Annotated in this window: 7 protein-coding genes; 3 read left to right on the forward strand and 4 right to left on the reverse strand. The window is 35.8% G+C overall.

The features are described from left to right. Positions 1–188 precede the first annotated feature (188 nt). Both MST30_RS08410 and MST30_RS08415 read right to left on the reverse strand, forming a co-directional pair. Complete coding sequence (locus MST30_RS08410) at positions 189–3,491, reverse strand: RemA C-terminal-like gliding motility protein (protein WP_243470976.1); 3,303 nt, start codon at positions 3,489–3,491, stop codon at positions 189–191. 405 nt (positions 3,492–3,896) lie between these two features. Further along, entirely contained in the window at positions 3,897–8,243 is a 4,347-nt protein-coding gene (locus MST30_RS08415) for a RemA C-terminal-like gliding motility protein (protein ID WP_243470977.1), read from the reverse strand. 135 nt (positions 8,244–8,378) lie between these two features. Between MST30_RS08415 and MST30_RS08420 the strand changes: the two genes are divergently transcribed. Genes MST30_RS08420 through hemL form a run of 3 tightly spaced genes read left to right on the forward strand, consistent with a single transcriptional unit; the run spans position 8,379 to position 11,358 of the window. Continuing rightward, positions 8,379–9,257: a 1-aminocyclopropane-1-carboxylate deaminase/D-cysteine desulfhydrase gene (locus tag MST30_RS08420; protein WP_243470978.1), complete on the forward strand. Its 879-nt coding sequence runs from the start codon at positions 8,379–8,381 to the stop codon at positions 9,255–9,257. Next, positions 9,239–10,069 carry a glucosaminidase domain-containing protein gene (locus tag MST30_RS08425; RefSeq protein WP_243470979.1) on the forward strand — a complete coding sequence of 277 codons (831 nt, stop codon included), beginning with the start codon at positions 9,239–9,241 and terminating at the stop codon, positions 10,067–10,069. The genes MST30_RS08420 and MST30_RS08425 overlap by 19 nt, the downstream gene beginning before the upstream one ends. A 2-nt stretch (positions 10,070–10,071) precedes the next feature. Then, positions 10,072–11,358, forward strand: a complete 1,287-nt coding sequence (gene hemL, locus MST30_RS08430; protein WP_243470980.1) for a glutamate-1-semialdehyde 2,1-aminomutase — start codon at positions 10,072–10,074, stop codon at positions 11,356–11,358. 53 nt (positions 11,359–11,411) lie between these two features. Here hemL and MST30_RS08435 read toward each other — a convergent pair whose 3' ends face one another. Next, positions 11,412–11,759 (reverse strand): hypothetical protein, encoded by a 348-nt coding sequence (locus tag MST30_RS08435; protein WP_243470981.1) that lies wholly within the window; start codon positions 11,757–11,759, stop codon positions 11,412–11,414. Between the two features lie 79 nt (positions 11,760–11,838). Further along, positions 11,839–12,291 carry a DUF4890 domain-containing protein gene (locus tag MST30_RS08440; protein WP_243470982.1) on the reverse strand — a complete coding sequence of 151 codons (453 nt, stop codon included), beginning with the start codon at positions 12,289–12,291 and terminating at the stop codon, positions 11,839–11,841. Positions 12,292–12,369 lie beyond the last annotated feature (78 nt).

Here is a 12,369-nt window from a genome sequence, read left to right on the forward strand (position 1 = left end):
ACAACAGTTAGAGTTATTGATTATTCCCTTTTTTATGATATATATTCTGGAATATGTTGTTCGATTACTAAAATACAGAAACAGGCAATTAGCCTACCGAAACATATCATTTGAACGTGAGGCATGTATAAATGAAAAAGACCTCGATTATTTAAAAAAGAGGCCTTTTTGGAATTTTGTAAAGTATTTTAAAAAATAATCTTAGCTATTTTTTGTTTGCCATCCGCTAGTTTAATTTTTAACAATAGTGTGGCATTGTAAGGTGAAATAGATTCAATAGAAAATCTACTAGCGTTAACAGATTTATTGAAGTATAACGTTCTTCCTAAAATATCGTAAACATCTATTGAAGCAATAGTTCCATAATCTGACTTTACGGTTATTTTATCATTGTCCTCAAAAACACTTATACCGTTCAGAGTATCAAAATCATCTAAACCAAGTGTCGTGTTGGTAAATCTTAAGATAAAGCGATCGTTAATAATTCCTGATTCACTTGTGAACGAGTAAGGTGATTCTTTAATGTTATGGATAGTGTCATTGAGTAGATCTTCAATAAAAATATCTTGATTGCTGTCATAGAATACACCTTGCAAGGTATTGATGGCTATGGTCTGTATTCCAGATTCTGAAATATTAAGACCAATCGGTACCTGATCGTTAACATCAAAAGGTAATTGACGTCCTTGTATAAGGTATGCTTTTTCATCTATTAAGGAATAAAGGTCCAGTCCATTTCCAGTGGTGGTTGGCGCATCAAACATTCTGTCTTCGTCGTTAGTAGCACCATCAACATAGGCAACTAAAGTTGTATTGGACTGACCAGAAGGGTTCACGTAATCTAACCATATTCTGTTGGCCGCCGAACCATCCATATCAGAAGGGTTGCTGGTTCTGTAAAACTGATCATTAGCATAAGCACTGCTTCTCATAGTATTATCGAAGGTCACAGTTTCGTTTGTTGTTGCTGCATCGGTCATTAGTACGAAGAATCCTTGTCCTGCACCAATATTTCCGTTAAACCCTGTTGGAGTCGACGTGCCACTAGAGTTATAAGCAATATAATCAGCAACATCATAGTTGTACACGTAATCATCGTAGAAAGGGTCTGGTGCGATGGCAATATCAGTATCGTGAGTCCATAAATAAACACTACCTGTAATGTTGCCATTACCGGTATGTGTTAAAAAGTCTATAGCATCTATAGCTGAAGGGTAAGGGTTACCGATAAGGTTCCAGTTGTCATCATCACTGGTTACCATTAGGAGATCGTTTCCATAAGGGTTGTAGAAGTAATTTGCACCAGTGTATGTGCTTCGTTGAATGTTCTGGGTGATTTGTCCATTATTAGGTGTTCCAGAAAACGTAGCTGTAAAGTTAGAAGGTGTAGCAGTATGTCCTGTAGGGCCTTTTACGATATAGCCTTTGCCGATGTCCATTGGCCCAGAGTTATAGGCTTGCCATTCACCATAATCCAAAGGTCCAGGTGGTCCAGGCACTCTATTTACAAATGGAAGCCACTCGTATTTATAGCCATTAGGTGTTCCTGGTGATACGTTTTGGATGTCGAAACTGGTAACTGGCGAAGACCAATACACATAATCGTTGACTCTGATGTTGGTGTCTCTGTCCATTGTAAAAGTACCATCTACGGTATTTGCAACATCATCAACCTGGATTAAGCTAGCGCTATCTTCCATGTCGTATGTGCCACCAGTTTGTACATCAATAAAATTGACAATGGTTAATGTAGAGTTAGATTGTTGTGTCAATGTAGCACCGTTTTCAATGGTTAGGTTGAGGCCATTGCCATCGGTAGTGCCGTCTATTATTGGATCATACCCTCCAGTGTCGGGTATTATTATACAGTTTGTGTTCATAGGTACACCAATAGGTAGCCAATTGGTGTCTATATTCCAATCTGTATTACCTAATGTGCCGTTCCATAGTTTACCTATTATATAATCGGCTTGATATCTAATGCTAGGATCACTAGGACATGCACCCCAGAAAGAATATACACCAGGTGTATTTGTATCAGTAAGCGGAGAGCCAACTACACCGACAGGGTCAAAAGAAGAGCCGCTACCAATAGGTGTTCCGCCCACAGCTGTTGTATACCAATCTATGTCACCTGCTGGACCTGTTACAGTCCATGTAAATGGCCCAGTATGGGTAGTGCTACTAAATGAAAATTTTGTAGTAACCAAAGTGTAAGTTGTACCTGCTACAAGATTTGCTGTAATTTGAGGGTCTAGGTCGGGGCCATCGTCATCGTCACCAGCAATATACCCTGCAGAACAAGCTCCTGGTACAAATCCAGAAGCAGTTTCATATATGTATCCCATGGCATCAAAATAAGGGACTGGTGTTTCCATTGCAAACACATAAGTTCCTGTGGTATCTACTGTGAAATCTACAGAAGTGTAATTTGATGTGTCAGTAGTGTCAAAAGAACATGGGTCGATACTTGAAATAAATATTTCTGGCTGTAATGCAACACTATCTGTAGCTGCATTCAAATTTCCATTGATTGTATTTCCAATACTTAATAGACCTTGGCAACTATATGTAGATGTTAATGGTTGACTTGCATCACCAGGACAATCTAAAGCTACTCCATAAACATCTGGAGGAATGGGTGAAGTAGCACAAATTCCAAATGCACCTTGATTGTCATTACCATATTCCCAAAAACGTATATATATGGTTTCTCCTGGAGTTCTGCCTGTCAAGGTTATCATAGACATCAGTCCGTTGTCGCTATCGTCGTCATCACACTCAATAAGTGTTAGATTCGCACAACTACCTGAGTAAAGAGCCATACCACTGTCTGTAATTCCAGAAGATTGAGTGTCAATAGTAATTTCTCCTGAAGCATTTACAACAACTGAAAACCAAATATCACCTCCCGAGTAAGATGCACATCCTGGAGAAGGAACTCCTGAGCTACTTGAGGCACCAGAATTGCTATATGCTGTATAACTACAGGTCGAAGTAGTTGTGAGTGGAATTGCATCAATACACTCATCATTACTTAATGGTGGTGGTGGGTCTGCAATTAGGGTTACAGTAATATCCCCTGTTTCATTGAAGGAAGGGGTAGTTGCACAATTATATTCATTAACCTGGATTCGGTAGTCTCCAGTGGATGGTGGTACAAAATCAATTGAAGCCGCTGTGCCAGTACAAGCAGGGCCATTATCATCGTTATATGCAACAGAAGCACCTGCCACAGTTCTAATAGTCATTTGAGTGTCAACACCAGAGCCACAGTTTGATACTCTATATGTTGCGTTTGCTATCATGTTAGTCACTCTAAAATTATTTCTTCCTGCATTATTTAGTGGAGGATTACAGTAAATAGAATTACCAACAACAGTAGGTGCAGGTGTTGTGCATTGATCTGTTCCAAAAGAAGCACATTGCCCCATAACATTAGTCGTGAAGCCTAAAAAAATTATAATCAGAGCTAGTAAAAATTTCTTCATAAGCAAAAGCGTTGAAATTTAGAATTACTAGTTTTACGGTTTCTAGTAAATTCATTTTATCTTATGTGGTTATTCAATATTGAATAACCACAAACGTTGGTTGGTTACCATGAAGAAAGGTTAGTATATAATTATACCAAGGAGCTGGTAAGATTATGTTGTAAATAGAAGATTATGTGGGGATTATGGGTAAATGTAAAAAAAATAAAATTAATTTAACATTTTATTAAATAAATTATTAAGAAAATAGGTGTTGTGTTGAGAATAACTTGAGCTGTTGGTTGTTAAAATACAGAAACAGGCAATTGACCTACCGAAACATATCATTTGAACGTGAGGCATGTATAAATGAAAAAGACCTCGATTATTTAAAAAAGAGGCCTTTTTGGAATTTTGTAAAGTATTTTAAAAAATAATCTTAGCTATTTTTTGTTTGCCATCCGCTAGTTTAATTTTTAACAATAGTGTGGCATTGTAAGGTGAAATAGATTCAATAGAAAATCTACTAGCGTTAACAGATTTATTGAAGTATAACGTTCTTCCTAAAATATCGTAAACATCTATTGAAGCAATAGTTCCATAATCTGACTTTACGGTTATTTTATCATTGTCCTCAAAAACACTTATACCGTTCAGAGTATCAAAATCATCTAAACCAAGTGTCGTGTTGGTAAATCTTAAGATAAAGCGATCGTTAATAATTCCTGATTCACTTGTGAACGAGTAAGGTGATTCTTTAATGTTATGGATAGTGTCATTGAGTAGATCTTCAATAAAAATATCTTGATTGCTGTCATAGAATACACCTTGCAAGGTATTGATGGCTATGGTCTGTATTCCAGATTCTGAAATATTAAGACCAATCGGTACCTGATCGTTAACATCAAAAGGTAATTGACGTCCTTGTATAAGGTATGCTTTTTCATCTATTAAGGAATAAAGGTCCAGTCCATTTCCAGTGGTGGTTGGCGCATCAAACATTCTGTCTTCGTCGTTAGTAGCACCATCAACATAGGCAACTAAAGTTGTATTGGACTGACCAGAAGGGTTCACGTAATCTAACCATATTCTGTTGGCCGCCGAACCATCCATATCAGAAGGGTTGCTGGTTCTGTAAAACTGATCATTAGCATAAGCACTGCTTCTCATAGTATTATCGAAGGTCACAGTTTCGTTTGTTGTTGCTGCATCGGTCATTAGTACGAAGAATCCTTGTCCTGCACCAATATTTCCGTTAAACCCTGTTGGAGTCGACGTGCCACTAGAGTTATAAGCAATATAATCAGCAACATCATAGTTGTACACGTAATCATCGTAGAAAGGGTCTGGTGCGATGGCAATATCAGTATCGTGAGTCCATAAATAAACACTACCTGTAATGTTGCCATTACCAGTATGTGTTAAAAAGTCTATAGCATCTATAGCTGAAGGGTAAGGGTTACCGATAAGGTTCCAGTTGTCATCATCGCTGGTTACCATTAGGAGATCGTTTCCATAAGGGTTGTAGAAGTAATTTGCACCAGTGTATGTACTTCGTTGAATGTTCTGGGTGATTTGTCCATTATTAGGTGTTCCAGAAAACGTAGCTGTAAAGTTAGAGGGTGTGGCAGTATGTCCTGTAGGGCCTTTTACGATATAGCCTTTGCCGATGTCCATTGGCCCGGAGTTATAGGCTTGCCATTCACCATAATCCAAAGGTCCAGGTGGTCCAGGTAGTCTTGTTACGAATGGAAGCCACTGGTATTTATAGCCATTAGGTGTTCCTGGTGATACGTTTTGGATGTCGAAACTGGTAACTGGCGAAGACCAATACACATAATCGTTGACTCTGATGTTTGTGTTTCTGTCCATTGTAAAAGTGCCATCTACCGTATTTGCTACATCATCAACTTGGATTAAGCTAGCGCTATCTTCTATGTCGTATTCGCCACCGGTTTCAACATCTATAAAGTTTACTATAGTCAACGTAGAATTAGATAGTTGTGTCAATGTAGCACCGTTTTCAATGGTTAGGTTGAGGCCATTGCCATCGGTAGTGCTTGGGATAATAGGATTAGTGCCAGTATTTCTTATGTAGATACAATTGTCGCTTGTTGGTATACCATTTGGTGACCAATTAGCAGCTGTGTCCCAGTCGGAATTTACAGAGCCGTTCCAAATTTTACTATTGTTAGTAATTGTAATGTCTTTGTTTATGGTACAACCGTTAGATAAGGTTGCATTAGCAGTAAACGTAAAATTGCTCATGTTTAACTGTGCTAATGTAGGCTTTACAAATACTGAGGCAGCTGGAGATCCTGGTGTGTAAGGAATTGTAGTAGCAGCATCAGTGTATGCATCTACTGTGCCTGTCCATGTAAAGGAGGGGTTTAGAGGTCTGTTTCCAAATAATTGAACATTATCTATGGCAACGCCATCCATCCATCCTGCGTAGTAATCTATAGTTATTCTTAGGTTAGGCTCATTTACGTAAGCAGATAAGTCAATATTTATGTTGTCAAAATTTGTTCCTATACCAACATCATAATCAATATCTTGAATTAGATTGTAGTTTGTGCCACCATCTGTTGATACGTAAACTAAAACATTGTCTGGATTAGATGTTGCAGAATATTTAGAGAAATACATATCAAAACTCAAAGTTAAATCTGTGAAGTTTGATGAGTCTAATACAGGTGACTCTAGATATGTCCATACGTAACCTGATGAAGGATTTATATCTGAAGTCGCCATCACAAATTGATTGGTTCCAAATCCTGAAGAAATAGCAGGATACCATACTTGTTGATTGGGAACAAAAGTACTTGTTCTATTTTGCCATTGCGTCATAGCATCTTCAGCGGGACTGTTATTTATAAAATTAATTACATTAAACACACCTGTTCCTCCACTTTCAAAATCTTCATCAATCAAATAAGCAACTTCTGTACTGCCACTAGCAGCAATTTCTATAACATCATTACTGCCACATATTATTGGTGTAGCGGGTGTTATTGTTAGTTCGGTAATAGGGTTTAATGTCGCTGTAACCGCAATCCTTTTAAGAGACTCACAAGACCCATCAGTAGCAGTAACCCAATAGGTTGTTGTGGCTGAAATATTAGGCGAAAAAGTAGCTGAAGTAGCAATAGGAGAGCCACCAGTTTCATTAGCATACCAATAAAAATCAGTAGCAGAAGCATTACCGGTTACGGATAATGTTGCAGAGCCTGGTCCACATGTGCTACCTTCAGAAATACTGGTAATTTGAGCAGTACAACTTTGAACAACAGTAAACAAATAATCTTCAGCCTCACCGTAGTCTGTGTAATCATTATTTGGACCAGAAAAGTCATAATTTATAAAAGTTTCGCAGGAAGTATAATCATATGATCCTAGCTCAGTTCCAAAACGATCATTATAGGCATTATTAAAACGTATACGTATTCTATAATCACCTATGGGTTGATTGGTCGGAATTACAAATCCAAATGTTGTAGTTGCAGTTAATACGCCACCAGAGTCATATACTAACTCTGTAGTATTATCAAATAGTCCATCTTTGTCCCAGTCTACCCAAGCTTTATATCTACCTCTAGCAGTGTTGGATCCTACATAGATATTAATACCTTGTCCTTGCGCTTGAACACTATTAGCTATTGAGGTGGTAAAATCTTGGTATCCAGATGGAGCAGAAGAAAATCCGTTAGATATATTATTAATATCATTAAGAGTTCCCAAAAATTGTACATCGTCTATATATAATGTTCCTGGTGAATTTTGAGTTAACGGAGTACAATAAATAGAGTTGGTTGTTGTGTCATTTCCAGATAATGGAGAAACTACATTGTATGTTGGTCCACCAGAACAAAGAGAATTATATGAATAGACAAAAACATAATAAGTTGTGTTGGCATTAAGGCCAGTAGCAGTAAAGCTAGTATCAGAATCAATATCTACGACAGTTCCTGTGCCAATAGTATCCCCAATGTTGTATGTGGTTCCATCAACAGGTGTTGGTGGTGTGGCATTAGTACTTATCAACACTAAGTAGTTGTCTGGAATAGGTGCTGCGTTATTAAAAGATCCAATTATAGTGTTGTTTGTTGGTGTAAGATTCAATCCTGTAGGTTGGTTTGGTGTAGTACAAGCAGATAGAGGTGTTCCTTTTACATCAATATCATCAACAATAAAACCAGGGAAGCTTCCAAGAGAACTATCATTATTCCAACCAAAGGCTAAGTAAAAAATTTGACCATCTAAAACAGATAAGTCGAGGTTTGTAACATTCTGAACAGTGTTTTGACCTTGGTAAACACCAGGAAGTGTGGACCAGTTTGTTGCATCTAGAGAATATAAAACCGAACCATAGTCAAAACCCGTTTCACCTTCACATATCCAATTGAAATCTAGAGTTAAGTTAGTAAAATTGGTTGCGTCTATTGGAGTAGTGTGATAAACAAAAGTACTGGCAACTCTAGTAGTTCTGTACTCTGGTAGAGTTCCAGAAGTAACAGGCGTGTTAATACTAACAGCCATAGAGTAAATTCCAGAAATAACATTACATCTGGTATTATCAAAAACCCAAAAATAATTGTTGTTTGTTGGAGGTGTTGTTGTAAACTGACCATTTTGCCAATTGATATATGGGCTAGCAATGTTCTCTGGTCCTGCTGCAGATTCAAAATCCTCCGCAAAAATTGTAACTTGCGCATCTACATTAGTAAAAACGAATACTAACAAGAATGATAATAAACATAATTTTTTTGTCATAAGCCTGTTTGTAGGGTAGGTATTAAGTGCTTATAAGTAGATTTGAGTATAAGGGCATAATATTAGGCTAATGTAAACAAAGTCAATATGTTAATGTTTGTTCTTAATTGGAATATCGATAAAGTGTTTTGTTCAATGGATGAAATAATTTTATATGCAAATAATAATGTTGTAATGCGAAGGGAAGATCTCATCCATCCTTTCATTTCAGGAAATAAATACAGAAAGCTTAAATACAATCTTCAAAAAGCAAAAGCGCTTAATAAAAATACACTCTTAACATTTGGAGGTGCGTATTCTAATCATATTGCAGCGACCGCTTATGCAGGCAAATCTTATGGTTTTAAGACTATAGGAATTATTAGAGGAGAGGAGCTCAAAGACAAGGTGGAGTCTAACCCAACCTTAAAGTTTGCAAAATCTTGTGGTATGCAATTTAAGTTTGTGACAAGAGAAGCGTATAGGAATAAATTAGAAAACGATTTTATTGAAAACCTTAAATTAGAATTTGGTGATTTTTATTTGGTGCCAGAAGGTGGTACAAATCAACTAGCAGTAAAAGGATGTGAAGAAATTTTGAATATTGATGATGAATGTTTTGATTTTATCTGTTGTTGTGTCGGTACAGGTGGCACGATTTCTGGGTTGATAAATACATCAAAACCTCATCAGAAAATATTAGGTTTTCCTGCTCTGAAAGGTGATTTTATCCGAGAGGATATTCGTAAATTTGCAAAAAAAGAGAACTGGGACTTAATAACGGATTACCATTTTGGCGGTTATGGAAAAATAAAGCCAGAATTGATTACGTTTATTAATGACTTTAAAAGAAAGTATAATGTTCTATTAGATCCTGTTTATACAGGTAAAATGATGTATGGTATTTTTGATTTGATTGAAAAACAATTTTTTCCTGAAGAAGCAAAAATATTAGCAATACACACAGGTGGTTTGCAAGGTATAGATGGAATGAATATAAAACTGAAACAAAAAGGATGGCCTCAAATAGAATAAAAATCAATTTTAAATATGTAGTCTTAGTAATGGCTATGGTTGCATTTTCATGTGGACCAAAAAAAGGTATTGTAACTAAAAAAAAGCAACAAAAAGAAAAGACCAAGACTGTAGAAGTTGTAGAAACTAAAGAAATTGATAAAGTAGAAACTTCCGAAAAAGAAGTAGAAGTTAAACCGCCTACCTCTACAGCATTATATATTGAAACTTACTCAGAAATTGCTAAAGATGAAATGCGCAAATACAAGATACCTGCTAGTATTACATTAGCTCAAGGAATTCTCGAATCGGCATCTGGAAAAGGGCGGCTTGCTGTTAAGGCAAATAACCATTTTGGGATTAAATGCCACGGTTGGACAGGTGCAAAAATTTATCACGATGATGACAGTTTACAAGAGTGTTTTAGAAAATACCGAGAAGCAAAATCTTCTTACGAAGACCATTCGAAATTTTTAACAGGAAGAGGTAGATACGCGGATTTGTTTAAATTAAAACAAGATGATTATAAAGGCTGGGCAAGAGGTTTAAAAAAAGCAGGTTATGCTACCGATAGAAAATATCCAGATAAGCTTATAGGTTTAATAGAGCGCTATAAGTTGTATGAATACGATCAGGAAGTATTAGGTTCAAAAGAAGAAACCGTTAAAATTGTTAGAGTTAATAGCGGAACAACAATACATATTGTTGCAAAAGGAGATACATTGTATTCCTTGTCTAAGCGTTACAATACTACTGTAGATGCCATAAAAAGTATGAACAGATTAAGTTCTAATGCACTTGCTATAGGTCAAGAATTAAAGATTCCAAATTAAATATGTTATATCAAAGAAGTAGTGCTTTATTAAGAGAGGCACAACAAGTAATACCTGGTGGAGTTAATTCGCCAGTAAGAGCATTTAATGCTGTTGGTGGTACTCCAATTTTTGCCAAATCAGCAAAAGGTGCTTATGTCTACGATGAAGACGGAAATCGTTTTATAGATTATATAAATTCTTGGGGACCAATGTTATTGGGTCATGCGTTTCCGCCAGTTGTGGATGCTGTGATAGAAAAAACCAAGGAGGGGACTTCCTTCGGAATGCCAACAGCATTAGAAACAGAGATTGCTGAGCTTGCAGTATCCATGGTACCTAACATTGATAAAATTCGTTTTGTTAATTCTGGTACAGAAGCCTGTATGAGTGCTATCCGTTTAGCAAGAGGTTATACTAAAAAAGATAAGATTATAAAATTTGCTGGCTGTTATCATGGTCATAGTGATTCTTTCTTAATTGCTGCAGGTAGTGGTGCCGTTACGTTTGGTACACCCAATAGTCCTGGAGTAACTCAAGGAACTGCTAAGGATACACTTTTGGCAACGTATAATGATATTGAAAATGTAAAATCATTAGTTGAAGCGAATAAAGGTGAAATTGCTGCTATCATTGTAGAGCCAGTAGCAGGTAATATGGGTTGTATTCCACCAGTTGAAGGGTTTTTAGAAGGTTTAAGAACAATTTGTGATGCAAACGATATGCTTTTAATTTTTGATGAAGTAATGACGGGTTTTAGACTCGCTAAAGGAGGTGTACAAGAATTAAAAGAAATAAATGCTGATATTGTATGTTTTGGTAAAGTTGTAGGAGGTGGATTGCCTGTAGGAGCTTTTGCAGCAAGAGATGAAATAATGAATTATTTAGCACCTTTAGGGCCAGTTTATCAAGCAGGAACTTTAAGCGGTAACCCATTAGCTATGGCTGCTGGACTAGCAATGCTTAAGGCAATTAATACAGATAAAGGTTTAATGAATAGGCTAGAAGAGAAGACAAAATATCTTCATAATGGTATAGCTGAGGCCTTAAATAAAAATGGAGTGCTGCATTCTATAAATAGAATTGGTTCTATGATTTCTGTTCATTTTTCAGAAGAGCCTGTATTAGATTTTGAAAGTGCAGCAAAAGGAAATAATGATACTTTTAAAAAATTCTTTCATGGTATGCTGAATAGAGGTGTATATATTGCACCAAGTGCTTTTGAAACATGGTTTATTACAGATGCTTTAACCTATCAAGATTTAAATGAAACTATCGCAGCGGTTGAGGAAGTTGCAAAAGAGTTGTAATAAAAAAAAGCTTCGCATTAGCGAAGCTTTTCTGTTTTTTATATCAATATTAACTACTGCAAATTCTTTAAGTTTTCCTCAAAGTAAGTTTTGTAGCTTTCGTATTGTGCTTCATTTAAAATGTCTTGCATCTTAGTGTCTAAAAGCGTTTTTATTTTCTTAACAGCATCTTCTTTTACAACTGTAGCATTTTTTAAATCTAAAGTAGCTTGAGTAAACTCTTGTAAAGCCAAATAGATTTGGTCTTTTTGGTTATTGTCGCACTTTGTAAGCTTTACTAATTCTTCGGTTTTTTCAGATGCTTTTTTGTTTACTTCTATTTTGTTTGATTGCGCCATAAGCGATCCAGTTCCTAAGAACATTGCAAAAACAAATAAACCTAATGTAATTATCTTTTTCATTGTGGATTGTTTAGTTAAATAGGTTACTAAAATAATAATTTTATTTAAACCTTTGCTGTTTTATTCTTCCAAGAAGAAATTAATTCTTTACTCTTAGCTTTTTTTGCTTGGTTTTTAGGGCTTCAGAAGTTTCTTTTTGATAAATTTCTAATTGTTTTGCTGTTAGAACTTCTTTCAGTTTAGAGTTTAAAGCCTCATTGTTACCATTTTTTTGTTTGGCTATTTTTTGTTTAATCTCTTCTCTGTTTTCTTTGTTTTTTGATTTAATCAAAGTTTTTATTTTTTCTTTTTCCTTTAGTTCATTTTCAAAATGATTTAGAAAAATATCATAAACTCTAGCCTCTTGCTCAGAAGTAAGTTCTAATTGTTTGGAAAGCTTTTGGGTTTCGGTTTTAGCTAATGTTTTAGCATTGTTACCTTGTGTTAACTTTTGCTGCTCTGTCTTAGATGTTTCCTTTTTAACTACTATTTTTTCTTGTGCGCTTAAGTTAAGTGCTACAAATGAGAGGAGGATTAGAATTAAATTTTTCATCTTTAACTGATTTATGGTGTTAGAACACTAAAAATAGTGATTTTAAATTGGTAGTTATCAATAATAAAGAGATATTGT

The sequence above is a fragment of the Winogradskyella sp. MH6 genome (assembly GCF_022810765.1).
Lineage (GTDB): Bacteria > Bacteroidota > Bacteroidia > Flavobacteriales > Flavobacteriaceae > Winogradskyella.

Bases quoted from the DNA above. Each gene is read 5' to 3' on its own strand.
- MST30_RS08410 (WP_243470976.1), bottom strand. From the start codon at position 3,491: ATGAAGAAATTTTTACTAGCTCTGATTATAATTTTTTTAGGCTTCACG.
- hemL (WP_243470980.1), top strand. From the start codon at position 10,072: ATGTTATATCAAAGAAGTAGTGCTTTATTAAGAGAGGCACAACAAGTA.
- MST30_RS08420 (WP_243470978.1), top strand. From the start codon at position 8,379: ATGGATGAAATAATTTTATATGCAAATAATAATGTTGTAATGCGAAGG.
- MST30_RS08415 (WP_243470977.1), bottom strand. From the start codon at position 8,243: ATGACAAAAAAATTATGTTTATTATCATTCTTGTTAGTATTCGTTTTT.
- MST30_RS08435 (WP_243470981.1), bottom strand. From the start codon at position 11,759: ATGAAAAAGATAATTACATTAGGTTTATTTGTTTTTGCAATGTTCTTA.
- MST30_RS08440 (WP_243470982.1), bottom strand. From the start codon at position 12,291: ATGAAAAATTTAATTCTAATCCTCCTCTCATTTGTAGCACTTAACTTA.
- MST30_RS08425 (WP_243470979.1), top strand. From the start codon at position 9,239: ATGGCCTCAAATAGAATAAAAATCAATTTTAAATATGTAGTCTTAGTA.